General features: G+C 64.5%; 23 protein-coding genes and 2 tRNA genes. 11 read left to right on the top strand and 14 right to left on the bottom strand.

Features of this window, described 5'->3' with window-relative positions; genetic code table 11:
* Positions 1 to 85: 85 nt before the first annotated feature.
* The gene (locus IPM73_04535; GenBank protein ID MBK8917330.1) at positions 86 to 532 is read right to left on the bottom strand and encodes a CBS domain-containing protein; all 447 of its coding nucleotides are present in this window, start codon (positions 530 to 532) and stop codon (positions 86 to 88) included.
* Between the two features lie 261 nt (positions 533 to 793).
* Between IPM73_04535 and IPM73_04530 the strand changes: the two genes are divergently transcribed.
* Positions 794 to 1,099 (top strand): transcriptional regulator, encoded by a 306-nt coding sequence (locus IPM73_04530; protein MBK8917329.1) that lies wholly within the window; start codon positions 794 to 796, stop codon positions 1,097 to 1,099.
* A gap of 27 nt (positions 1,100 to 1,126) precedes the next feature.
* Here the strand turns inward: IPM73_04530 and IPM73_04525 are convergent, their stop codons facing one another.
* The gene (locus IPM73_04525; protein MBK8917328.1) at positions 1,127 to 1,963 is read right to left on the bottom strand and encodes a radical SAM protein; all 837 of its coding nucleotides are present in this window, start codon (positions 1,961 to 1,963) and stop codon (positions 1,127 to 1,129) included.
* Positions 1,964 to 2,006: 43 nt separating this feature from the next.
* Between IPM73_04525 and queD the strand changes: the two genes are divergently transcribed.
* Entirely contained in the window at positions 2,007 to 2,450 is a 444-nt protein-coding gene (gene queD / locus IPM73_04520) for a 6-carboxytetrahydropterin synthase QueD (GenBank protein MBK8917327.1), read from the top strand.
* A 189-nt stretch (positions 2,451 to 2,639) separates the two neighbouring features.
* Positions 2,640 to 3,776, top strand: a complete 1,137-nt coding sequence (locus IPM73_04515; protein ID MBK8917326.1) for a patatin-like phospholipase family protein — start codon at positions 2,640 to 2,642, stop codon at positions 3,774 to 3,776.
* Between the two features lie 63 nt (positions 3,777 to 3,839).
* Here IPM73_04515 and IPM73_04510 read toward each other — a convergent pair whose 3' ends face one another.
* Both IPM73_04510 and IPM73_04505 read right to left on the bottom strand, forming a co-directional pair.
* Complete coding sequence (locus IPM73_04510) at positions 3,840 to 4,613, bottom strand: NAD-dependent protein deacylase (GenBank protein ID MBK8917325.1); 774 nt, start codon at positions 4,611 to 4,613, stop codon at positions 3,840 to 3,842.
* Between the two features lie 38 nt (positions 4,614 to 4,651).
* Positions 4,652 to 4,739, bottom strand: a tRNA-Ser gene (locus IPM73_04505).
* Positions 4,740 to 4,908: 169 nt separating this feature from the next.
* On the opposite strand from IPM73_04505, the gene IPM73_04500 reads away from it, so the two are divergent.
* A complete protein-coding gene (locus IPM73_04500) occupies positions 4,909 to 5,601 on the top strand; it encodes a Bax inhibitor-1/YccA family protein (GenBank protein MBK8917324.1) in 693 nt (230 codons plus the stop codon).
* 86 nt (positions 5,602 to 5,687) lie between these two features.
* Here the strand turns inward: IPM73_04500 and rlmD are convergent, their stop codons facing one another.
* On the bottom strand, positions 5,688 to 6,989 hold the full coding sequence (gene rlmD, locus IPM73_04495) for a 23S rRNA (uracil(1939)-C(5))-methyltransferase RlmD (protein ID MBK8917323.1): 1,302 nt from the start codon (positions 6,987 to 6,989) through the stop codon (positions 5,688 to 5,690).
* A 51-nt stretch (positions 6,990 to 7,040) separates the two neighbouring features.
* On the opposite strand from rlmD, the gene IPM73_04490 reads away from it, so the two are divergent.
* Together IPM73_04490 and IPM73_04485 are read left to right on the top strand one after the other, a co-directional pair.
* On the top strand, positions 7,041 to 7,511 hold the full coding sequence (locus IPM73_04490; protein MBK8917322.1) for a hypothetical protein: 471 nt from the start codon (positions 7,041 to 7,043) through the stop codon (positions 7,509 to 7,511).
* 142 nt (positions 7,512 to 7,653) lie between these two features.
* Entirely contained in the window at positions 7,654 to 7,908 is a 255-nt protein-coding gene (locus IPM73_04485) for a hypothetical protein (protein MBK8917321.1), read from the top strand.
* 140 nt (positions 7,909 to 8,048) lie between these two features.
* Here IPM73_04485 and IPM73_04480 read toward each other — a convergent pair whose 3' ends face one another.
* From IPM73_04480 to IPM73_04455, 6 genes are all read right to left on the bottom strand, one after another.
* Entirely contained in the window at positions 8,049 to 8,810 is a 762-nt protein-coding gene (locus IPM73_04480; protein MBK8917320.1) for an MBL fold metallo-hydrolase, read from the bottom strand.
* A complete protein-coding gene (gene bamC / locus IPM73_04475; GenBank protein ID MBK8917319.1) occupies positions 8,810 to 9,937 on the bottom strand; it encodes an outer membrane protein assembly factor BamC in 1,128 nt (375 codons plus the stop codon). Before bamC ends, IPM73_04480 begins: the two co-directional genes overlap by 1 nt.
* A gap of 10 nt (positions 9,938 to 9,947) precedes the next feature.
* On the bottom strand, positions 9,948 to 10,826 hold the full coding sequence (locus tag IPM73_04470) for a 4-hydroxy-tetrahydrodipicolinate synthase (protein ID MBK8917318.1): 879 nt from the start codon (positions 10,824 to 10,826) through the stop codon (positions 9,948 to 9,950).
* A 139-nt stretch (positions 10,827 to 10,965) separates the two neighbouring features.
* Positions 10,966 to 11,847: a tRNA lysidine(34) synthetase TilS gene (gene tilS / locus IPM73_04465; protein ID MBK8917317.1), complete on the bottom strand. Its 882-nt coding sequence runs from the start codon at positions 11,845 to 11,847 to the stop codon at positions 10,966 to 10,968.
* Between the two features lie 108 nt (positions 11,848 to 11,955).
* Positions 11,956 to 12,924, bottom strand: coding sequence for an acetyl-CoA carboxylase carboxyltransferase subunit alpha (locus IPM73_04460; protein ID MBK8917316.1), 969 nt, complete (start codon positions 12,922 to 12,924; stop codon positions 11,956 to 11,958).
* Between the two features lie 194 nt (positions 12,925 to 13,118).
* Positions 13,119 to 13,736 (bottom strand): DNA-3-methyladenine glycosylase 2 family protein, encoded by a 618-nt coding sequence (locus tag IPM73_04455; GenBank protein ID MBK8917315.1) that lies wholly within the window; start codon positions 13,734 to 13,736, stop codon positions 13,119 to 13,121.
* A gap of 103 nt (positions 13,737 to 13,839) precedes the next feature.
* Between IPM73_04455 and IPM73_04450 the strand changes: the two genes are divergently transcribed.
* Entirely contained in the window at positions 13,840 to 15,045 is a 1,206-nt protein-coding gene (locus IPM73_04450) for an HDOD domain-containing protein (protein MBK8917314.1), read from the top strand.
* A 34-nt stretch (positions 15,046 to 15,079) separates the two neighbouring features.
* Here the strand turns inward: IPM73_04450 and IPM73_04445 are convergent, their stop codons facing one another.
* Positions 15,080 to 15,715, bottom strand: a complete 636-nt coding sequence (locus IPM73_04445) for an MBL fold metallo-hydrolase (protein ID MBK8917313.1) — start codon at positions 15,713 to 15,715, stop codon at positions 15,080 to 15,082.
* 164 nt (positions 15,716 to 15,879) lie between these two features.
* Between IPM73_04445 and IPM73_04440 the strand changes: the two genes are divergently transcribed.
* A complete protein-coding gene (locus tag IPM73_04440; GenBank protein ID MBK8917312.1) occupies positions 15,880 to 16,725 on the top strand; it encodes an HDOD domain-containing protein in 846 nt (281 codons plus the stop codon).
* A gap of 153 nt (positions 16,726 to 16,878) precedes the next feature.
* Here the strand turns inward: IPM73_04440 and IPM73_04435 are convergent, their stop codons facing one another.
* Positions 16,879 to 18,804 carry an ATP-binding cassette domain-containing protein gene (locus tag IPM73_04435; protein MBK8917311.1) on the bottom strand — a complete coding sequence of 642 codons (1,926 nt, stop codon included), beginning with the start codon at positions 18,802 to 18,804 and terminating at the stop codon, positions 16,879 to 16,881.
* Positions 18,805 to 18,945: 141 nt separating this feature from the next.
* Here IPM73_04435 and IPM73_04430 point away from each other — a divergent pair.
* Both IPM73_04430 and IPM73_04425 read left to right on the top strand, forming a co-directional pair.
* A tRNA-Arg gene (locus IPM73_04430) sits at positions 18,946 to 19,020 on the top strand.
* Between the two features lie 320 nt (positions 19,021 to 19,340).
* A complete protein-coding gene (locus IPM73_04425) occupies positions 19,341 to 20,528 on the top strand; it encodes a PilT/PilU family type 4a pilus ATPase (protein MBK8917310.1) in 1,188 nt (395 codons plus the stop codon).
* 6 nt (positions 20,529 to 20,534) lie between these two features.
* Here IPM73_04425 and IPM73_04420 read toward each other — a convergent pair whose 3' ends face one another.
* Positions 20,535 to 21,320 carry an HDOD domain-containing protein gene (locus IPM73_04420; protein ID MBK8917309.1) on the bottom strand — a complete coding sequence of 262 codons (786 nt, stop codon included), beginning with the start codon at positions 21,318 to 21,320 and terminating at the stop codon, positions 20,535 to 20,537.
* A gap of 165 nt (positions 21,321 to 21,485) precedes the next feature.
* Here IPM73_04420 and IPM73_04415 point away from each other — a divergent pair, with 165 nt between their 5' ends.
* Positions 21,486 to 22,238 carry a fused MFS/spermidine synthase gene (locus IPM73_04415; protein ID MBK8917308.1) on the top strand — a complete coding sequence of 251 codons (753 nt, stop codon included), beginning with the start codon at positions 21,486 to 21,488 and terminating at the stop codon, positions 22,236 to 22,238.
* Positions 22,239 to 22,295 lie beyond the last annotated feature (57 nt).

Here is a 22,295-nt window from a genome sequence, read left to right as displayed (position 1 = left end):
CACCAAGCGTTATGGGTGGAACGGACGCTGACCGGAACAAGCAGTCGGCTGCGGCCCCAGCGCAATCCCGCACCTGTGGTGCGGGTCAGTTCCCGGAATCGCCGGGCCAGTTCTTGATGTAATTCTTGAGCATCTTGTTCTCGAAGTTCTGCTCTTCGAGGACTGCCTTGGCGACATCCAGGAAGGAAATCACGCCCAGCAGCGTTTCGCCATCCATGATGGGCAGATAGCGCGAATGTTTGTCGATCATCAGGCGCCGCAGGTCGTTGGCTTCCATGGAAGGCGGCGCGGTCACCGGGTCGGGAACCATGACCTCACCGACGGTGACTCCGGCGAGCTGCCCGCCGTGGTCATTGAAGGCCTTCAGGACCTCACGGAAGGTCAGCATGCCCGCCATCCGACCTCCTTCCATGACGACCAGGGAGCCGACATCGAACTCCGCCATGGTTTCAACCGCCACACCCAGCGCCTGCTGCGGCGTCGTCGTATAGAGGGTGGCCCCCTTGATGCGCATGATTTCGCGGACCTGCATGACTGTCTCCCACGGATATTTCCGGCGATGTTAGAGCATCCGGGGCGTTTGGCAAAGAAACCGAGCCCCCCGCCATCCGCACGCGGCTCAAGTGTTTTCCCCATTGCGATGAAGGACTTGCCCGAGCGAAAAACCCAAAAAAAATTTCGCGATGCCACTTGCAAACCACAAAAGTCTCTATACAATTCGTCCTATGACCTAGGTCATACACAAAAAGTATATCGGGCTAACCCTACAACGTCGGCGTATGGAGATTTCATCATGAGCACAACCAAGACCATCGAGAAAATCGAGCCCCGCGAAATCCGTCGCAAGCTCGGCCTCAATCAACAGCAATTCTGGTCCACCATCGGCGTGACCCAGAGCGGCGGCTCCCGCTACGAAAGCGGCCGCAACATGCCCAAGCCGGTACGCGAGCTCCTGCGCCTCGTCCATGTCGAGCAGATCGACATCAAGGCCATCAAGCGGGAAGACTGGGAAGTGATTGAGTACCTGCGTGCCAACGAGTCGGAACTGTTCAAATCGCTCAAGAAATCTGCCCGGGCCAAGGCCAAGAAGGCCGCCTGACCGCAGGTCAACCCGTATTTGCGGGCGTCACGGACTGACTACGGTCCGGACGCCCGTTTTCTTTTCTATGTGCCGCGCAAATTCGCAGAGTTCGCTCTCGGCGAGCACGCCCAGGCGAGGGGCGGCGGCTTGCTGCGAGGGGCGCGCCAGACCGTAGAGGTGGATGCCGCGAATGCAAGCGGCAACCTGGCCGACGAATTCACAGTAGGCATCCCGGGTCACCCTGTCCGGTGCAGCCCCGTCCAGCGCAAACCAGCAGGTCTGGATCCAAGTGGGCGCCAGTGCCGTGCAGCGGCGCAGATTACGCAGCACCTTATCCGGGTCCAGGCGCACGCCATTGACCACGGCGGTCGCTTGTGCCCCAAGGCGATCGACCTTGAACCACACCTCTCCCCCACCCTCGCCCAAGGCGCGAATGCCCGCCTGAACGGCCGGACGATGCAGCAGGCTGCCGTTGGTGATGAGTCGGATCAGGACACCCGGCGTCAGCCCCCGCGCCGCAAGCAGCCGCCGCACCAGAGCTACCGCAGCAGGAAATTCCGCCGCAGCGCTTGGCTCGCCATTGCCCGAAAAGGCTACATCTACCAGCCTGCGGTATTGCGGCGGAACTTCGCGCTGGAAAAAATCGCCATTGGCCAGTCTCTCCAGAAAGCCTTCCAGCTCATTCTCCAGCAGGACCAGATCCACCGGCGGGGGTCCGCCACGGGTCAAGCCTTCCACCTGGCAATAGACACAGGCCCAATTGCAGGCGTTATTGACATTGAGGTTGATTCCCAGGGACAGCCCCCCTGCCCGGCGGGAAACGACGGGATAGACGTAGGTGAGTCCCGCGATGTCGCGGCGATGGTCGGAGAGGGTAAGCATGGCGCCATTGTATAATCCTGCCTCCCTCAAACCCTGCCGCCCAATGCTCATCACCCGCCGCCTGGAATTCGACGCCGGCCATCGCATTCCCGATCACCGCAGCCAGTGCCGGCACCTGCATGGCCATCGCTATGCCATCGAGATCACCCTGGCAGGCGAGATCATCGAAAGGGAGGGGGACGCTGCCAATGGCATGGTGATGGATTTCTCGCAGGTGAAGGATTTGGCCCGGCACCACCTGGTCGATCTCTGGGACCACGCCTTTCTTGCCTATGCTGGCGACACCACCGTGGTAGCGTTCCTGTCCAGCATCCCCGACCACAAGACGGTCGTCCTGGACCGCGTGCCGACAGCCGAGAATCTCGCCCGCCTCGCCTTCACCATTCTCGATCCGGTCTATCGCGATACTTACGGCAATCATTTGCGCCTCGAGCGCGTACGACTGTACGAAACGCCCAACTGCTGGGCCGACGCCTTCCGACCCTGACCGCCCGTTCCTGTCAATACCGCGATTGAGGGCGATGCGTCGCTCTCCTATACTCGCGAATGTTCAGGAAAGGCGCACAGAAGCGCCTCGGGGAAAATCGATGGGTATGTTATTCACATCCGCAGGCGACGACGTCATGGAGTATGCCTTGATCAGGTGTCAGCCCCCCCCTCGTCAGGGCGCCAGCGCATGAACTCCCGCCCCCGCACCGCGCTTATCCTCACCGGCGGCGGCGCACGCGCCGCCTATCAGGTCGGCGTGCTCATGGCAGTCGCCGAATTGCTCCCCAACCCGCGCCAAAATCCCTTCCCCATCCTGTGCGGAACCTCGGCGGGCGCCATCAATGCCGCGAGCGTCGCCTGTCTGGCGGACAACTTCGGCAAGGCTGTCGAAATGGTGGCCCACGTCTGGCGCAGCATGCACGCGGGCCACATCTATCGCGCGGATACAGCAGGTATCGTGCGCTCCGGCGCCCACTGGCTCTCCATGCTGGTGGCGGGCTGGGCGATTCGCAGCCGTCCCCGTTCCCTCCTCGACAACACGCCCCTGCGGGATCTGCTCAACCGTTACCTCGATTTTCGCGGCGTAGACCACGCCATCCGCTCCGGCGCCCTCCACGCCCTGTCCATCACGGCGTCGGGCTACGAATCCGGCGAAAGCATCACCTTCTTCCAGGGCCACCCCACTGCCGAGCCCTGGCGCCGGGTGCAGCGCGTGGGCATCCGCTGCAAGATCAACGTCAGCCACCTGTTGGCCTCCAGTGCAATACCCTTCATCTTCCCCGCCACCCACATCAACCGCGAATTTTTCGGTGACGGATCGATGCGCCAACTGGCCCCCATCTCCCCCGCCATCCACCTCGGTGCAGAGCGCATTTTTGTCATCGGCGCCGGGCGACTCAATGAACCGAAGGAACGCAATAGCAGCGCCCGCCATCCTTCCCTGGCCCAGATCGCCGGCCACGCCCTCGCCAGCATCTTCCTGGACAGCCTCGCCGTGGATATCGAGCGACTGCAACGCATCAATGAAACCGTCGCCTCCCTCTCCCCGGATGTGCTCGCCCAGGCCGAAGTTCCCCTGCGCAAGATTCGCACGCTGATTATCGCCCCCTCGGAGCGCCTCGATCTGATCGCCGCCAACCACGCCGATGCCCTTCCCCGGCCCGTAAAGATACTGCTGCGAGGAATCGGCGCCATGAATCGGCGCGGCGGCGCCCTCACCAGCTACTTGCTTTTCGAGCAGCCTTACACCGAGGCCCTGATGGACCTGGGTTACCGGGACACCATGGCCCGGGCGGCCGAGGTGCGCGACTTTCTGGAGGTATAACCCGGAACCGCGGCTGCCGGCGCTGGAAATCCAGCAGACTTACGGATCGCGCCCCCCGCGCCCCTACCACTCCAGACGTTCGAGCAGCGCAGTCATGGCCGCAGCGGCACCCAGAGGAATGCGCGTATCGACGATACCGCTCAGGAGCGTCTCGCCAGGATTGATCTCAACCGTAGGGATCCCGCTTCGGGCCGCCCACAGAACCGGTTGGGCAATATACGGAAAGGCACTCGAAGTACCAATCGAAAATACAGCGTCGAACCCGGCCTCCAAAGCATCCAGAAATCGATCCATGGCCCCTGAGGGAAGGGACTCGCCAAACAGAACCACTGTCGGCCTCATCACAGCGTCGCACTCGGGACAGTGCGGGGGAATTGCCCAACCCTCCAGCGTGGGGCAAAAAGTACGGAAGTGACACGCGGTACAGGCGAGATTCTGGAGATTGCCGTGGATCTCGATCAGATTGAGACTCCCGGCGCGGCGGTGGAGCCCGTCGATATTCTGGGTCAGGACGAGACTGCCGGGCCGTTCGCGTTCGATGCGGGCCATCACCCAGTGCGCGGCGTTGGGCTCCACCCCGCGACAGGCCTCTTCGATCTGGGCGAGATACTTCCAGGTGACTTCGGGGAAAGCCGCGAAAACCTCACCAGAGAGAGCTTCTTCGATGCGCAGGCCCTCGTCGGTCAGTTCCCGATCATACAAACCCCCAATCCCCCGGTAGGTCGGGAGACCGGAATCGGCGGAAATGCCGGCGCCGGTAATGAACAAGAGGCGGCGCGCCGAAGCCACGAGCGCGGCAACACGGTCGATTCGGGCGGCCAGATCAGCGGCGCCGATCACTGTACCCCCGACAGAACGCAAACCTGTACGCACGATGGCGGAGGCGGTGAGATTCGAACTCACGAAGGGTTGCCCCTTGCTGGTTTTCAAGACCAGTGCAATCGACCACTCTGCCACACCTCCGCGACCTCTGGCCGTGGGGGAAACCCCCGCGCGGCCGCGAGTTTAACCCGGAATCTTGGCGAGAAGTCAGTCACGCGGGTCGCAGTCACGCGTGTCAAGTTGCAACTTTCACCCCCGATGGGTAGTCTTACGGTCGCTTCACACTCACTTTCTTCTCAGGAGCACAAGTATGACCAACGGTTTCCCCCTTCCCGGTCAAACCGCCCAGACCCTGGATCTGCAGCACAACCGCGTCCTGCGCAACACCTACATGCTGCTCGGCCTCAGCATGGTTCCGACCATTCTCGGGGCATTGGTGGGCGTGCAGTTGCAGTTCAGCTTCCTCTCCGGCAGTCCCTTCATCGCCTTCATCGTTTTCCTGGGCATCGCCTTTGCCTTCATGTACGGTATCGAGCGCACCAAGGACAGCGGCTGGGGCGTTGCGCTGCTGCTTGGCTTCACCTTCTTCATGGGCCTGATGCTGTCGCGCATCCTTCAGGTGGCCCTCGGCTTTTCCAACGGCGGCTCCCTCATCGCCTTGGCGGCGGGTGGCACCGGTGCCCTGTTCTTCACCCTGGCGTCCGTCGCTGCAGTCAGCAAGCGGGATTTCAGCGGCATGGGAAATTTTCTCTTCGCTGGCGTGATCCTGGTGTTGCTGGCTGGCGTTGCCAACATCTGGCTTCAGATGCCTGCGCTCCACCTGGCCATTTCTGCTGCGGCCGTGGCCATCTTCTCCGCCTACGTCCTCTACGACATCAATCGTATCGTTCGCGGCGGCGAGACCAATTATGTCAGCGCCACGCTGGCGATCTATCTCGACATCTACAACATCTTCGTCAGCCTGCTCAATCTGCTCATGGCCCTGAGCGGCGAACGGGACTGACCGTAGCCCTGTGCGGTAAAAAAGGCGGCTTCGGCCGCCTTTTTGCGCGGGGGCCGCGTGCAGCTTCTCCCCGGGCGAGGCGCCTGTCAGCCCCGTTCGAATACCGCGATCGACTCGACGTGGGCCGTATGGGGAAACATGTTGACCGCGCCGGCAGCGCGGAAGCGGTAGCCCTTGACCCCGGTCAGGACGGCAGCGTCCCGTGCGAGAGTGGCCGGATTGCATGAAACGTAGACAATGCGCTTCGGCCCCCCTTCGCTTCCCAGGGCCTTGACCACCTCGATGGCCCCCTCGCGCGGGGGATCGATGAGCATCTTGTCCAAGTGCCCGAGGCGGCCAAGGGACTCCTCGGTACACTCGAACAGATTGGCCACGGCAAACTCGACGCGATGCGCAAGACCATTGCCCAAGGCGCTTTCCCGCCCCCGGGCCACCAAAGCCGCGCTCCCCTCGATGCCCACGACCGCTGCACCCAGACTGGCCATCGGCAGCGTGAAATTTCCCAGACCGCAAAAAAGATCGGCAATACGCTCACCGGGCCGTGGATCCAGCAGCCGGATGGCTCGCCGCACCAGCACCCGGTTCACGGCGTGATTGACTTGAGTAAATTCCGTCGGCCGAAACTCGAGTTCAAGGCCGAACTCGGGGAGCGTGTAGGAAAGCCTGGGGCCTGGCAGGGGATGAAATCGCACTGCCGTATCCGGTCCCTTGGACTGAAGATAGATGACAACACCGTACTGATCGGCGAAGCCCCGCAGGCGATCCTCATCGACGCCTGTCAGGGGCTCCAGAATGCGCAGGACCAGTGCGATGCAGGACTCTCCAGCCGCCACCTCGACCTGGGGCAGGCGCTCACGGATCGAAAGACCTCCAATCAGTTCGCGCAGAGGCAGGAGCATGTCGGAAACCTCCGGAGGCAGCACTGCGCAGGACTGCATGTCCGCAATATAGCTGCTGCGCCGCTCGTGAAATCCGACCAGCATGCCGCCTTTCTTAGGCACCCAACGGACCGCGAGGCGGGCCCGCCGCCGGTACCCCCAGGGATAGCCCTGGATGGGAGGCAGAATTTCCTCCGGCCGCACCCGCCCGATATGCCACAAGCTGTCTTCGAGCACCCGCTGCTTGGCCGCCACCTGGGCGGCCGGGTCGAAATGCTGCATCGCGCAGCCCCCGCAAACGCCAAAATGAGGGCAGCGGGGTACGACCCGGACAGGCGATGTGGAGACCACGCGGATCAGGTGCGCGAGTTCGTAGCTGGGCTTGCGGCGAAAGCTCGCGTACTCGACGACCTCTCCGGGCAGGGCGCCGTCGACAAAAATCGTCTTGCCTTCCTGACGTGCAATGCCCCTGGCTTCGTGGTCAAGGGATTCTATGGCCGCGACGGGCATGGGGACTCCGCGAAAAAGCGCGAATTCTACCAATCGACTACACTGGAGGCCATGGCGAGGGAACTTCACACCAGCTGGTCTGATTACCGTGGCGCACTTGACCGTCTGCTGGCCGTGGGCGGCAGCGAGGTTCTCATCTGGGATCCGGATCTCGTCGCGTTGCAACTCGACGCACCCGCGCGCATCGACGCATTGCGTCGCATTCTTGCCGGCGGAGGCAGTGTGCGCGTCGTCGTCCAGGACCCCCAGCCCTTGCGCACCAATCATCCTCGTCTTCTGGGTTTGATGACTACGTTCAACCACCGCATGGCCGTACAGCAAAGCGGTGACTCCCTCGCTTCCTTGCGAGACGCCATGGTGCTGGCAGACGGATGCCACGGGCTGATTCGCTTCGACCGCGAAAACCCGCGCAGCAAGCTCCTCATCGCAGAGACCGAGGAACTCGCCCCCTATTGCAAGCGCTTCGAAGACATCTGGCTGGAGGCTGGCACCCCCGTCACCGCGACCACGACGGGGTTGTAGCCATAAAACAACACCATTGCGCAGTGCACCATTTGCGACGGGAGTGGCGGCCGATTCTTGTTATAATCCGGCACTGACTGGTCGTTCAGTCACCAAAAATTTTTGGCTAGTCTGTTCGTTAATTTTGATAAGGAAATTTTCCATGAACAAGTCCGTCCTCCTCGCTGCCCTGGTTGCCCTGACCCTCACCGCTTGCGGTAAGAAGGAAGAACCCGCTGCCGCCCCGGCCCCGGCTCCCGCTCCTGCTGCTGCCCCGGCCGCCCCGGCTCCCGCTCCTGCTGCCGCCCCGGAAGCCGCCAAGCCGGCCGACGCCGCTGCTCCGGCTGCCGCCCCGGAAGCCGCCAAGCCGGCCGACGCCGCTGCTCCGGCTGCCGCTCCTGCCGAAGCCAAGAAGTAATCAGGCTTACAAGCATCCAAAAAGCGGGGCGCATGCCCCGCTTTTTTTGTGCCTAGAACTCGCCCTGCCGCGAATATGGCGACTAGTCCGCCAGAGGCTGGGCACGACATGCAGGGAATGAACGGATTGTTGGCGGCTGCTCAGAGCCCACACCAAGCGAACCCCTCGTCCTGGGTTGCCACCTGCACGCGCTCGATCGGCCATGCCAGCACCTCGGCCAAGGCCCGAGCGGCAAGGTCTGGACGATTGTTCTCCGTGCTCAAGTGGGCGGCGACCACCCATTCCAGGCGTGACACGTCGATGTCTTGCAGAAGCCCCGCCGCACAATCGTTTGCAAGGTGCCCAAAGGGCCCGGCGATGCGCCGTTTGAGCGACGCGGGATAGCGTGACCGGGCAAGCAGCCCGGCATCGTGGTTGCACTCCAGCACCAGTCCATTGCAGCCGCTCAGGCAGCGTCGCACATGGTCGGTGATCTCTCCGGCATCGGTCAGCACACCGATGGAACGGCCGCCGCCGCTAAACACGAACTGCAAGGGCTCCTGCGCATCGTGGGGCACGGTATAGGGAAGGATTTCGAGGTCGCCGACCGTAAAACGCTCGCCACAGGCGACGACCCGGCAGTCGACACCTTCCGCCAGGGCCGAACAGGCCCGCAGGGTGCCATGACTCAGCCAGACAGGAAGCCCGTGACGGCGCGCAAGACGGAAGGCGCCCCCCGCGTGATCGCCGTGCTCGTGGGTAACGACGATGCCATCGATGGACTGGGGACAGACGCCCAGGCGGTCCAGTCGGGATGTCGCTGCCGCCAGCCCAAAACCGCAGTCGAGCAGGACCCGCCCTCCCCCGGTTTCTACCAGCATGCCGTTTCCGGCGCTGCCGCTGCCGAGGGAGGCAGCGCGGATCACTGCAATTGGGCGTAGAGCAGACCGAGAATCTTGCGCGCCGTATCGGAGCGGTCGACACCGCCCTCGCCGGTCAGGATCTGGACGGTGCTCGACCCACCGTTGTCCCGCACGAAAATGCGATAGCGGACCTTGTTGTCGAGATCCACTTCACTGCTCTTCCAGAAGGCAAGCTTGGAGAGGAATCCCTTCTCTTCCTTGCGCGCATCGAGATGGGGGTCGACATAACGCACGAAATAGAGGCCCTTGGTGCGATCCCGATCCTCGACCGTGAAGCCCACACGATCGAGGGCCAGCCCGACCCGCCGCCAGGCGCGATCGAAGCGTTCCTGAACCTCGACGCCGCCGGAGCCATCGTCGCTGCTCGCCAGCTTGGCCTTGGGCTCGGCCTTGGCCTGGGCAATGGCCACGTCGGCGCGCTTTTCTTCGGCTCCCAGGCGGACCATCAGGCGACGCAGCATCTCCGCCTCCAGTTCCGGATCGGCGGCCCGGGGTTGCCACCGGGTTTCGTCCTTGGCTGACGAGGTATAGATCTCTTCCATGCCGCGGTGGCTGATGAAAATATCGGTGGTTCCCGGCGTCGCCCCAGGCTCGAGGCGGGTGCGGAATTTGTCCATCTCGCCCGACGAGTACAGGGAGTCGAGAATCCGGCCCAGGGTGTTGCGAATGATGTCGCTGGGAATCTTGGCTCGGTTCTCCGCCCAGTCGGTCTCGATGACGCCCGCTTCGGGCCGCTCGACGCTGACGATGAAACCGGTTTCCTGCCAGAAATCCTTGATCGTCCCCCACAGCTTGTCGGGGGGCAGCGCAACGACCAGCCAACGCTGGTTTCCGGCCCGCTCGATGCGGACATTGTCCACTGCCGGGAGCACCGCGCTGTTCTGAGGCTGGTTGGCACCGGAACGATCGGCTGAATACGCCGAATAAGTCGCGCTGCCCCGGGCACCGGTATCCGGCACAAGGTAGCGGTCGTCCCGCGTGATCTGGGTGAGATCCGGAGGTACCTCAAGGCTCGGTGCTTTTCCGGCGGACTTGTATTCGATCTTCTTCGATTCGGGCAGCATGCTGCAACCGGCCAGGGCCGTCACGACACAAAGCCCCACCAGAGCTGGAGAAATCGCTTTCATGAACGCTCCGTCAGCCGACCAGGCCGGCCTGCCGCAAAGCGGCAAGGACCCGCTCCTGTCCGGCGGGGGAGAGCGGCGTCAGGGGCAGACGTATCCCCCCCTGGCTCAACCCAAGGCGTTCGACTGCCCACTTGACCGGGATCGGATTGGCTTCGCAGAACAGGTCGCGGTGCAGCCCCAAGAGACGGAAGTGGATTTGTCGCGCCTTGGCCACGTCCCCCGCGGCGGCGGCGACGCACATCTCGTGCATCAGCCTGGGCGCCACGTTGGCGGTGACGGAGATGTTGCCGTGGAAGCCCAGCATGATGCTGGCAAGGCAGGTCATGTCGTCGCCGCTGTAGAGCGCAAAGCCCTGGGGCGCCCGGGCGATGAGGTCGCAGGCCCGATCCAGGTTGCCAGTGGCGTCCTTGACCCCGATGACCCCCGGTATCTCAGCCAGACTCAGAATGGTGTCATTACTCATGTCGGCCACGGTACGGCCAGGCACGTTGTAGAGCAGCAGCGGCAACTCCACCGCCTCGGCGATGGCGCGAAAGTGCCGGTAAAGCCCCTCCTGGGTCGGCTTGTTGTAATAGGGCACCACGGACAAGCCGGCCTGTGCACCCGCATCCTTGGCAAAGCGGCTGAGTTCGATGGCCTCGGAAGTGGAGTTGGCCCCCGTGCCGGCGATGATGGGAATGCGGCCGGCGGAATGCTCGACGGCGACACGAATCAGTTCGCAGTGCTCCTCGACATCGACCGTGGGCGATTCGCCGGTCGTCCCCACCACGACGATGGCGTCGGTTCCTTCCTGGGCGTGGAGGTCGATGAGCTTGCGGAAGGCAGCAAAATCAAGGCTGCCGTCATCGAACATGGGGGTAACGATGGCGACGATGGATCCGGTAATCATGGCCGTGGCGTGAAAATGGACAAGGTGGCGATTCTAACCCAAGGGCGGAATGGGCGGGAGCCGGCCGGCAGAGGAAACTGTTTCCGGATATCTCGTTCCCAGCGGCGTCGGCGCGGCGGCAAACCGGTCACCCCGAACGCTAAAGCGCTTCTGTCGCGATCCAGCACAGGGCGCCGCGGCGCACAGCCATTCTGCCGGCCGGAAGGTGGAGTTCCGGGCGCTTGCCCGGTCCGGCCGCCAGAATCTGGCGTACGAATTCGTCAAGCCGGGACGCCGTTGGGGGCTGCCACCCCAAGTGCCGCAGGCGTCCCCGCAAGAGATTGGCAAGGCGCGGCGCTGACAGGCTGCGCGCACTTGCAAGCGGCAAGGTTTCCCCCAGGGAGAGGCGTTCCCAGTCGAGGCCGGCCAACTCGCCAAGCAGTGCGTCAGCCGCGGCGAAACGGCCGGCGGCCGCCGCAAGGCGTTCGCCGGCACCTGGAAAGCGCGCTTCCAAAGGCGGAAGGATTGTGCGTCGCAGAAAATTGCGCGACAAGGCCGTGTCGGCATTGCTCTCGTCTTCGATCCAGGGCAGATCGCGTCCCTGCAGGTATCCACTGATGGCGTTCCTGCCGACGCCCAGGAGCGGCCGCAGGATGCGCTGGCCGGGAAATCGCCGTTCGGCAGGGATACCCGCCGCACCCGCGACTCCGCAACCACGAAGCAGATTGAACAGGACCGTCTCGGCCTGATCGTCGCGGTGGTGCCCCAAAAGGAGGTTGCAGGCGCCCTCTTGCGCGAATGCGTGATAGCGGGCCGCCCGGGCAGCCGCTTCGACGCCTTCACCCCGCGGGGCCACGACGACCCGCCGCACCTGCACGGCCACGCCCAGACGAACCCCGAGGTCGACGCAAAAACACGCCCAATCGTCGGCCGCAGGCGAAAGTCCGTGATGGATGTGCAGGGCCGACACCGCACCCTCCCGGCCAAGATCGACGAGGGCCGCAAGCAGGGCAACCGAATCCCGTCCTCCGGACAAGCCCACGCACAACGGCTCCGCCGCACCGACTCGCGGCGCGAGAAAGGCCGCCACGGCTGCGGGGACCGAACCGTCGCCCATCGCCCCCGTCACGCTGCCGCAGTGCGGCGACGGTCAGGCCGCGGGCTGAAGCTTGAAACGCCCATAGCCCATGAGCCGCTCGTAACGCGTCGCCAGGAGCTCCTTCACGGACATGGCGCCGACCTGAACCAGGGACTCCTGCAGGGCCTTCCTGAGATTTGCCGCCATGGCCTCGTGGTCCCGGTGTGCACCGCCCGGGGGCTCGGCGATGATGCGATCGACCAGGCCCAGGGCGCGCAGGCGGGTCGCCGTGATGCCCATGGTATCGGCTGCTTCGGGGGCTTTTTCGGCGCTTTTCCACAGGATGGAAGCGCAGCCTTCTGGGGAAATGACGGAGTAGGTCGAGTGCTGCAACATCTGCACCACGTCCCCGACAGCGATGGCCAGGGCACCGCCTGACCCCCCCTCTCCGATGACGGTGACGATGACGGGAACCTTGAGTTCCGTCATCACGTAGAGATTTCTGCCGATGGCTTCGGACTGGCCGCGCTCTTCCGCGTCGATGCCGGGATAGGCCCCCGGCGTATCGATGAAGGTCAGCACCGGAAGGCCGAACTTCTCTGCCAGTTTCATCAGGCGCAGGGCCTTGCGGTAACCCTCGGGACGGGGCATGCCGAAATTGCGGTAGATTTTTTCCTTGGTATCGCGCCCCTTCTGGTGGCCGATGACCACCACCGGCGCGCCCTCGAAGCGGGCCAGCCCCCCAACGATGGCATGATCGTCGGCAAAGGCGCGGTCCCCATGCAACTCTTCGAAGTCGGTGCACAGTCGGGCAATGTAATCGAGGGTGTAGGGCCTCTGGGGATGGCGCGCCACCTGGGCAACCTGCCAGGGGGTCAGCTTGGCGTAGATTTCCTTGGTGAGTTGGGCGCTCTTCTTTTCGAGGCGCGCGATCTCGGCCGAAATATCCACCTCGGAGCCTTCCTGGACGGAGCGCAATTCTTCGATCTTGGCTTCGAGGTCGGCGACCGATTGCTCGAAGTCGAGGAAACTGATTTTCATGGGGACGTCCCTATCCGTACAGCGTCTCTATGACCTCCCCTCCCCCACACGGCGGAAGCGGGGGCGGTGGGGAGGGAACGGGCATGGGTGCCTCTCGCGTTCGGGGGGCGCTCGACACAGGCCCGTCAGGCCGGCCGGTATTCTAGCCCAAAAGGACCGCCCCTCCCTCGACAGCGGGCTGCCGGCGGGGACGCTCAATACTCTACCGGCACCGGATCCAGACTGCGCCAGAGATACCAGGTCGCCACCGAGCGCCAGGGACGCCAGCCTTCCCCCAGGGCGACGAGGTCCGCCCGCAGCGGGCGCAGGCCCTGGCGATAGTGGAGCGCCACGGCCTTTTGCAGGCCGATGTCGTCCACGGGAAGGACGTCGGGGCGCAGAAGATGGAAGATCAGGAACATCTCTGCCGTCCAGCGACCGATGCCACGCACGGCAGTCAGTTGCGCGATGATGGCCTCGTCCTCGAGGGACTGCCAGGCGTCCGGATCGATGCGTCGGGCAGCAAAGTTTCCGGCCAGATCGACCAGGTACTCGACCTTGCGACGGGAAAGCCCGCAGGCGGCAAGATCCGCTGCCGACAGGGCGAGGACGCCCCCTGGCGTGACCCGGTCGACGCGTTGGCAGAGGCGCCCCCATACGGCGTCGGAGGCCTTGACGGAAATTTGCTGCCCGACGATGGAGCGGGCCAGGGTCGCAAAAGGATCCCCCAAAGAGCGCAGGGCACCGCCCGGATACGCGGCGACAAGCCCGGCCAGGACAGTATCGGCGGAGACGAGGTCGGCGATGGCGGTGGCCCAGTAGTCCGGCTTCATGACGTCATTATGACCAGGAGCCCCCGGGGGACCAAGAGCCGCTTTTGCCTGGACTTTCGGCTGACGCAGCCGGACAAACTTGCTACCATCCACGGAAAACAAGATGTGGGGGTCACTCATGGCAGGCGAACACCAGCTCTTTATCCAACCCTGGCTGAATCCCGACGAAACCTGGGCCGGGTTCCATCTTGCCGCCTCCGGCACCAGCCCCTGTCCAGAGGAAATCGCCCACCTCTTCTCCCTGCCCGCTGCTCAGACGGTCAATTCGGGCCTGCGCTGGTTCGTTCCCGTCGCCACGGAAGCGGACCTGAACCGCACCCAGGCAATTCCCGCCGACAGAATCGTCTTTCTCCTCGCGCCCCCGGCCAACCCCGACGGTCAGGAAGCGGCGGAAAAACTCGAAGCCGGCCTGCGCCGGGAAGGACGAAAAATCGCCCTCTCCCTCGCCCCGGGCGACCCGCTGCCCCCAACCGGCGCCTTCGAATACGTGGTGCTCTCGGTGGGCCATGCCCGCACCCTGCCGCCCTTCACCCTCATGGGGCTCGCCGTGCGCTCGGCCATCGTCGTCCATTCCGTGCGCACGCGCAACGACTTCTCCTGGGCGATTTCCAACCAGTGTCGCATCGTCTCGGGGGAATATCTCCTGACCCGCAACACGGCGCTGGGCAAGGCCGATGTCTCGCGCCTCAAGCTCCTCGAACTGCTTGCCCTGGTCGCCCAGGATGCCGATACCCGCGCCCTGGAGGAAATTTTCAAACAGCAGCCCAAGCTTTCCTACGGGCTCCTGCGCCTCGTGAACTCGGCGGCCATTGCGCCGCGCTCACCGATCACCAATTTTTCCCAGGCCATCAACCTCCTGGGCCGCCGGCAACTCCAGCGCTGGCTGCAATTGCTGGTTTATGCCGACACCGCCAACGGTGCCGCCCCCAATCCCCTCCTGCTCTACGCGGCCAACCGCGGGCGCCTGCTCGAAATCCTCAGTGCACGCATCCCGGGTATCGAGGGGGTGGAAAACGTGGGCGACGCCGCGTTCATGGTGGGCACCTTCTCCTTCCTGCCTGTGCTGCTCAACCTCTCGATGACGGAAATCCTGCCGCAATTGCCCCTGCCGCAGCCGGTCGCCGACGCCCTGGCGCACCAGGGCGGAGCCCTGGGCAAGCTCTTGAAGATTTCCGATTCCGCCGACCACGGCGAACTCGACTTGGCTTCCTCGCTCCTGCGGGAGCACGCCGTCGCGCCGGAAGTCTACGTCGAGGATCAGATCGAAGCCCTGACCTGGGCTGCCAAGATCCGCTCCGTGGCAAGTTGAGCAAGCAAGCTTCCCCGCGCAGCGGGGAAGAGCCCTAACGCCCGCCCAGGAAGGGGTTGTAGCGGCGTTCTTCACCCAGGGTGGACATGGGGCCGTGCCCGGGGATGAATTCGACGTCATCGCCCAAGGGAAACAGCTTGTCCCGGATGGAAGCGATCAGGGTGTCGTAATCGCCCCGCGGAAAATCCGTCCGCCCGATGGAGCCCTGAAAGAGCACGTCCCCCACCTGGAGCAGCTTGCTCAGGCGGTGAAAGAACACCACGTGCCCAGGTGTGTGGCCCGGGCAATGCAGAACTTCCAGTTCCACCTCGCCGAACTGCACGCGATCGCCCTCTTCCAGCCAGCGGGTGGGCACGAAGGGGCGCACCCCGGGAAAGCCAAACATGCGGCTCTGCTCAGCCATGCCGTCAATCCAGAACTGATCTTCGCGCTGGGGGCCTTCGATGGGCACCCCGGTCTTTTCCGCCAGGGCCGCGACCCCACCGGCATGATCGATATGACCATGGGTGACCAGAATCTTGGCCAGGGTCAGGCGCTGCTCGGCGAGGAAACTCTCGATTCGCTCGATATCGCCCCCGGGATCGATGACCGCCGCCTGGCGCGTCACTTCGCACCAGAAGACGGAACAGTTCTGTTCAAAAGGGGTCACGGGGATGATGGCGTAGCGCATGGCGATCCGAACTCTGGCGAATCGCCCCATTATCGCACGCCAGCAGGGCTTGCTCTCGCCCGGAGCGCTGCATACACTGCCGGGAACCATGGCAGAAGCTGCAAACACCGCGCTTTCCCCTGATTCCAGCGTTGGCGCCCTCACCCCCCTTTCAGATCGATTCCATGCTTGACCACCCGCTGCAGGATCTTGAAGCCTGGCTGCTGCTGTTCTCAGGCAACAGCCTGCCCGTCCTGCGCCAGACGAAGCGTCAAATCCAGGCCATGCGCGCCGATCTCGATGGCGTGGACGGCCGCAAGCTCGCCCGGGTCATCCTCCAGGATCCCATCATGACGGTGCGCGTACTGGCCTACATCCAGCCCATCACCGGCAAGGCCCTGCACCGCGACATCACCACCATCGCCGGCGCCGTGCTCATGGCGGGAATCGAACCCTTCTTCAACCGCTTCCAGGACATGCCGACCATCGAAGGCATGCTGGCGGACGAGGATCCCCAGGCGCTCCTCGCCGTCCTGCAGACCATCCGGCGTGCCCAGCGGGCGGCCGATTACGCCGACTCCTGGGCCCACTGGCGCCACGACAAGAACCCGGAGGAAGTGCGCATCGCCGCCCTGCTGCACGACCTGGCCGAAATTCTGGTGGGCTGCTTTGCCCCCCGGCTGCTGCTGCGCATGCGGTCAAGGCTGGTCGCCCTGCCGGGCCTGCGCAGCGCCGTGGCGCAAAGCGACGTGCTGGGCTTCACCTTCCTGGAAATCCAGATGGCGCTCTGCGGCGTCTGGCACCTGCCCGAACTCCTGAAGGAATTGATCGATGACGACAACGCGGGCCAACTGCGCGTCAAGAACGTCACCCTCGCCGTACGCCTTGCGCGACACTCGGCCAAGGGCTGGAACGATCCCGCCCTGCCCGACGACCTGCAGGAAATCGCCGACCTCGTTCACCTCAGCCGCGAAGCCCTCGCCCAACGGCTCGGCATCGCCCAGGACGCGCCCCCCGATCAGCCGCAGTAACGCAGGTTGACCCAATCCAGCAGGAGTTCCGGCGCCTGGTAGGCCAGAAAGGCCGCCCCCAGCACCAGAACCGCTGCGGCGACGGCGGCCCCCAGGAAAAAGCTGCGCCAGCCCGGTTTCATCGCGGGTATTGGCAGGAACAAAGACGCTGCGTCATGCTCCTTCGACGCCGCCACGGCTTTCCAGGTTCTCCCAGCGTTCGAGCAAGGCGAGGAGTTCCTCGTCTATGGCCGCAAGGCGAGCCGCAGCCGCCTGGGCACCCGGTGGGTCGCGGCGGTAGAGGTCAGGATCCTCCAAGCGCAGGGCTATTTCCTTCTGTTCGCCCTCCAGGGTCGCGATACGGTCGGGGAGGCTCTCCAGTTCCCGTTGCTCCTTCCAGGAAAGCTTGTTTCCCCGCTCCCGCGCCAAAGAAGGCTTCGCCGCCGGCGGCGCGGGGATCCGGGCCGTGGGCTCAGGCGGCGCTGCGCGGGTGGCCGACTGGATCAGCCAATCGGAGTACCCGCCCACGTATTCGCGCCACGTCCCGCCCCCCTCCGCCGCCACTGTCTGGGTCACGACATTGTCCAGGAAGGCCCGGTCGTGGCTCACCAGAAAGAGCGTTCCGTCGTAGTCCTGCAACAGTTGCTCGAGCAACTCCAGGGTTTCGATGTCCAGGTCATTGGTGGGCTCGTCCAGCACCAGGACATTGGCTGGCCGGGCGAATAGACGGGCCAGCAGGAGGCGATTGCGCTCGCCGCCGGAAAGGGATTTCACCGGCGAGCGGGCCCGCTCCGGCGCAAAAAGAAAATCCTCCAGGTAACCGATGACGTGCTTGCGCGCTCCGCCCACCTCCACATAGTCCGAACCGGGCGAGATCACGTCGGCCAGGGTCGCCTCCGGATCCAGTTGGGCGCGAAACTGGTCGAAATAGGCGATCTCCAGCCGGGTTCCCCGGCGCAGACTGCCCTCGTCCGGTTCCAATTCGCCCAGAAAGAGCCGCAGCAGCGTAGTCTTGCCGGCGCCGTTGGGGCCGATCAGCCCAAGCTTGTCGCCCCGCTGCAGGCGGCAGGAAAAGTCCTTCACTACCGGTGCTCCGCCGTAGCCTTTGCTCACCCGCTCCAATTCGGCTACCAGGCGGCCACTCCGGTCCCCGCTTTCCACCCGCAGGCTGGCCTGGCCCAGGCGCTCCCGCCGGGCGGCGCGCTCCGCCCGCAGGCGATCCAGACGCTGCACCCGAAACACCGCCCGCGTGCGCCGCGCCTCGACCCCCTTGCGGATCCAAAGCTCCTCCTGCCGCAGCAGCTTGTCGGCCCGCGCGCTGGCCAGGGACTCTTCGTGCAGCAGGGCATCCTTGCGTGCCTGATACTGGGTAAAGCTGCCCGGGAAACTCGCCAGGCGCCCCCGGTCCAGTTCCACGATGCGCGTGCACACCCGGTCCAGGAAGCGGCGGTCGTGGGAAATGAATAGCAGGGTCATGCCGCTTTCGACCAGCAGGGTCTCCAGCCACTCGATGGCGGCAATGTCCAGGTGATTGGTCGGCTCGTCCAGCAGCAAGACCTCCGGCGCCGAGACCAGCGCCCGCGCCAGGGCCAAACGCTTCTTCTGGCCGCCGGAAAGCGTCGCCACCGGCGCGTCGGGCTCCAGGTTGAAACGCGCCACCGCCCGTTCCGCCTGGGCCTCCAGGCTCCACGCCCCGCGGGCCTCCAGAGCGTGCTGCAAGTCGTCCAGTTGGGTAAGCAGGGATTCCTGCCCGCCGCCCCCCTCGGCCAGCCGATGCGACACCTCGTGGTAACGGGCCAACAACGCGGATATCTCGCCCAGCCCGGCCACCACCGCCTCGAAGACCGACGCACCGGGGGGAAACTCCGGCTCCTGGGACACATAGGCGACCCGCTTCCCCGGCTGAACCCAGACCTCGCCATCATCCAGCCCCGCCCGCCCGTTGCCCGCTGCCAGAGCCGCAAGGAGCGAGGATTTCCCGCTCCCGTTACGGCCGATCAAAGCCACCCGCTCGCCGGCATCGAGCTGGAAATCGGCCTGATCGAGGAGGGGCACATGACCAAAGGCCAAGCAGGCGCCGGTAAGCTTGAGAACGGGCATGGGAAGAAGGACAGAAAGGCGGCCAAAAGCGAGGTCCGAACCGCCCGCATTGTACCGGCTGAGACCCGTGCCAGCCCGCAAAAGTCCCATCCTGGCAAATTGGCGCCCCCGCAGGGCCCAGGCTACAATACGGCCCCCGCGCTCCTCGTAGTTCAATGGATAGAACGGCCGCCTCCTAAGCGGCAAATACAGGTTCGATTCCTGTCGAGGGGACCAGATTGGTCCGTCCTGCGCGATACACACTGACCACCTCCCCGCCCAAAGTCCGATGCGCCACGAGGTTTCGCCACACCCCACGGAGGCGAACCGAGCCTACCGCGGCGCCGAGACCGAGGCCCTCGCGGGACGGCGTGCCAGGCTCATCGCCCCGGCAATTTCCGCATACTCGGACGCGGCTGCCCTGTCCAGGATGGCGTCAGCCGGCGAACAGCCATGACGGTTGACTGATGGCTCAGGCCCTGTAGCCTTGCCGGGTGGCTGTGGTCGGCGCGGGAGCGTTTGGCGACGGCCTTTCCCCGACAGCGGCGAGGTGGCACATGAGCGAAGAAATCCTGGGCGACCAGTACAAGAATTACATGCATAACCTGCTGAAAGCGATGGTTCAGCACGGCGGCTCCGATTTGTTCATCGCCCGGGATTTTTCCCCGACGATGAAGGTGCACGGCACCATGAAGGCGCTTTCGAACCAGAAGCTGACGGCCGACGTGGCCCGCAATCTGGCGATGACCATGATGAACCGCAATCAGCGGGAGGAATTCGACCGGGAACTGGAGTGCAATTTCGCCATTTCCCTGCCCGGCGTGGCGCGCTTTCGCGTCAATGTCTTTCAGCAACAGGCGGCGGTGAGCATGGTGATCCGCACCATCACCAGCGAAATCCCCAATTTCGAAAAACTGGGCCTGCCGCCGGTCCTCAAGGAGGTGATCACCGCCAAGCGCGGCCTGGTGCTGGTGGTGGGGGGGACGGGGTCGGGCAAATCGACGACCATGGCCGCCATGATCGACCACCGCAACGGCAGTGCGCCGGGCCACATCATCACGGTGGAGGATCCGGTGGAGTACGTTCACGTTTCAAAGCAGTGCCTGGTGTCCCACCGCGAGGTGGGGATAGACACGCTTTCCTGGCACAACGCGCTGAAGAACACCCTGCGCCAGGCGCCGGACGTCATCCTGATCGGGGAAATCCGCGACCTGGAAACCATGGAGCACGCCCTGGCTTTCGCCGAAACCGGCCACCTGTGCATGGGGACCCTGCACGCCAACAACGCCAACCAGACCCTGGACCGGGTGGTCAATTTTTTCCCCGACGAACGCAAGCCCCAGGTGATGATGGATCTGGCCACCAACCTCAAGGCGGTGATTTCCCAGCGCCTGATCCGGTCCCTGGACGGCAAGCGCAAGGCCGCCATCGAAATCCTGCTCAACACCCCCACGGTGGCGGAACTGCTGTCCAAGGGTCAGTCGGCGGCGATCAAGCCGGTCATGGACAAAAGCCGGGAACTGGGGATGCAGACCTTCGACCAGGCGCTCTTCGACCTCTACGACGCCGGCCACATCAGTTACGAGGAGGCCATCCGCAACGCCGATTCGACCAACGAGTTGCGGCTGGCCATCAAGCTCAGGAGCCGCAAGGGCGAGCCCTCCAGCACCAGCGGCATGTCCCTGACCATCGAGGTGGATAAGGCTCCGGAGCCCGTGCCCGGCGAGGAAGCAGGCTCCGCCTGAGACCTGTCATTCTCCAGCGCGCAGGATTTCTTCCGCCGCTGCGACCACTTGGCCCCGGCGCGCCTCGTCCAGGCCTGCCATGCGCTCGGCCAGCCATGGCAGGGAAGCGCCTGGAATCATCTTGCGGGCGGCCGCAAGGTCGCTGGGCAGTGCAGGATTGTCCGGCCCTGCCGCCAGGTGGCGCGCGGTATCGACGCAGATGCGGGAGAGATTGGCGCGGGGATTGTCGGCCCCCCGCATCAATTGCTGCACCAGGGGGGGCAGGCTCCAGATCACCGTGCATTTGAGGGTGAGCTGCTTGAAGACGAAGCCGCAGACCTGCTCCTGGGCATGGGCGCTGCGGTCGGCCCGGCCCGATTCCAGGGCTTCCAGGGCAGCGAGGGGCAATTCCGGAGCGAAAGCCCAGAGGAGCAATTCGCCCATTTCCGCCAACAGGGTGGCCAAGGCCACTTCCTCCGGCGAGATGTCGGAGCGCGCCGACCCCCACTGTAAGGCCAGTTGGGCGGCCAGATGGGAGCGGGCTTCACAGGCAGCGAGCCCGAGATTGTCCTCGACGGTTTCCGGACTGCTGAGGAGGAGTTCGCGGAAGCCGTCGACCCCCAGTTGCATCACCGCTGCAAGGGGGGTGGTCGTCTCGTGGCCCAGGCGCTGGGTACGCCGCTTTTCGGCCTCCCGCAGCAGGCGCAGGCAGAGAAAGGGGTCGGCGGAAACGATGTCGGCGAGTTCCCTTGCAGAAAGGAAGTCACCCTTGACCTGCTCCAGGGCCGCCAGCATGACCTTGGAACGTGGCATGCAGGGAAGTTCCTGGCCACTCAGATAGGCGGCCCACTGGTCCACTCCCCAACGCATCTGATGCGCAGTCAGCACAGTTTTCCCCCGCAGACGCCAACGGCTTCATTACGGCCGAAACGACGGCCTCTTGAGCAAGCTACAATGCCGGCCCAGAAAGGCCGCCCCATGCATGCGATAGACCTCAGCGAAGAAGCCGGCGTTCGCTATCTCCACTTCGGGTCCGACTGGATCCAGGGCGCCATGCGCATCGGCCGCCCCTGGTCCCTGGAACTGCACTATACCCGGGAACTGATGGCCGCCTTGCTCCTGAAGCCGGATGCGGCCTGGCCGCGTCGCGCCCTGCTGGTGGGACTGGGGGCGGGATCGGTACCCAAGTTTCTCTACCGGCATCGGCCGGACTGCCGCATCACGGTGGTGGAAATCGACCCGCGCATGGAGAGCGTCGCCCGCCACTACTTCCGCCTTCCCGACGACCCGCGGCGGCTGTCCATCGTCGTCGATGACGGCGCCCGCTTCATGGCGGCGGGAGGCGAGGATTACGATCTGATCGTGGTGGATGGCTTCGACCCCGACGGCCGTGCCGGCGTGCTGGACACCGCCCCCTTCTACACCGCCTGCCGCGCGCGCCTGACGGATCAAGGGCTCATTGCCGTCAATCACCTGGGGCGCAACCGGGGCTACCGGGCCAGTGTGGAGCGTATCGCCGCCGCCTTCGACGACCGCGCCCTGGCTTTCCCCTCCTGCGACAGCGGCAATGCCATCACCTTTGCCGCGGTGGGCGAGACGCTGGCCTGCTCCCTGGAAGATCTGCGCCAGCGGGCCGCAGCCCTCAAAGCCGCCACGGGACTCGACCTCCGGCCGACCCTCACCCGGGTGCAGATGGCCCACACCCTCCCCGGCGGCCACCTGGCCCTGTGATGCAGCAAAAAACTTCTCCTCGGTGAAGTCCAGATTCGCCAAAAATAGGTAATATCC

The sequence above is a fragment of the Betaproteobacteria bacterium genome (assembly GCA_016720065.1).
Classification (GTDB): Bacteria; Pseudomonadota; Gammaproteobacteria; order Burkholderiales; family Rhodocyclaceae; genus SSSZ01.
The sequence above is the reverse complement of the archived record's forward strand: the minus strand, read 5'-3'. Positions and strand labels throughout refer to the sequence as shown.

Bases quoted from the DNA above. Each gene is read 5' to 3' on its own strand.
- IPM73_04415 (MBK8917308.1), top strand. From the start codon at position 21,486: ATGCATGCGATAGACCTCAGCGAAGAAGCCGGCGTTCGCTATCTCCAC.
- IPM73_04440 (MBK8917312.1), top strand. From the start codon at position 15,880: ATGCTTGACCACCCGCTGCAGGATCTTGAAGCCTGGCTGCTGCTGTTC.
- IPM73_04490 (MBK8917322.1), top strand. From the start codon at position 7,041: ATGGCGAGGGAACTTCACACCAGCTGGTCTGATTACCGTGGCGCACTT.
- IPM73_04450 (MBK8917314.1), top strand. From the start codon at position 13,840: ATGTGGGGGTCACTCATGGCAGGCGAACACCAGCTCTTTATCCAACCC.
- IPM73_04515 (MBK8917326.1), top strand. From the start codon at position 2,640: ATGAACTCCCGCCCCCGCACCGCGCTTATCCTCACCGGCGGCGGCGCA.
- IPM73_04455 (MBK8917315.1), bottom strand. From the start codon at position 13,736: ATGAAGCCGGACTACTGGGCCACCGCCATCGCCGACCTCGTCTCCGCC.
- IPM73_04525 (MBK8917328.1), bottom strand. From the start codon at position 1,963: ATGCTTACCCTCTCCGACCATCGCCGCGACATCGCGGGACTCACCTAC.
- IPM73_04460 (MBK8917316.1), bottom strand. From the start codon at position 12,924: ATGAAAATCAGTTTCCTCGACTTCGAGCAATCGGTCGCCGACCTCGAA.
- bamC (MBK8917319.1), bottom strand. From the start codon at position 9,937: ATGAAAGCGATTTCTCCAGCTCTGGTGGGGCTTTGTGTCGTGACGGCC.
- rlmD (MBK8917323.1), bottom strand. From the start codon at position 6,989: ATGCCCGTCGCGGCCATAGAATCCCTTGACCACGAAGCCAGGGGCATT.
- IPM73_04535 (MBK8917330.1), bottom strand. From the start codon at position 532: ATGCAGGTCCGCGAAATCATGCGCATCAAGGGGGCCACCCTCTATACG.
- IPM73_04425 (MBK8917310.1), top strand. From the start codon at position 19,341: ATGAGCGAAGAAATCCTGGGCGACCAGTACAAGAATTACATGCATAAC.
- IPM73_04530 (MBK8917329.1), top strand. From the start codon at position 794: ATGAGCACAACCAAGACCATCGAGAAAATCGAGCCCCGCGAAATCCGT.
- IPM73_04485 (MBK8917321.1), top strand. From the start codon at position 7,654: ATGAACAAGTCCGTCCTCCTCGCTGCCCTGGTTGCCCTGACCCTCACC.
- IPM73_04445 (MBK8917313.1), bottom strand. From the start codon at position 15,715: ATGCGCTACGCCATCATCCCCGTGACCCCTTTTGAACAGAACTGTTCC.
- IPM73_04435 (MBK8917311.1), bottom strand. From the start codon at position 18,804: ATGCCCGTTCTCAAGCTTACCGGCGCCTGCTTGGCCTTTGGTCATGTG.
- queD (MBK8917327.1), top strand. From the start codon at position 2,007: ATGCTCATCACCCGCCGCCTGGAATTCGACGCCGGCCATCGCATTCCC.
- IPM73_04420 (MBK8917309.1), bottom strand. From the start codon at position 21,320: ATGCCACGTTCCAAGGTCATGCTGGCGGCCCTGGAGCAGGTCAAGGGT.
- IPM73_04470 (MBK8917318.1), bottom strand. From the start codon at position 10,826: ATGATTACCGGATCCATCGTCGCCATCGTTACCCCCATGTTCGATGAC.
- IPM73_04500 (MBK8917324.1), top strand. From the start codon at position 4,909: ATGACCAACGGTTTCCCCCTTCCCGGTCAAACCGCCCAGACCCTGGAT.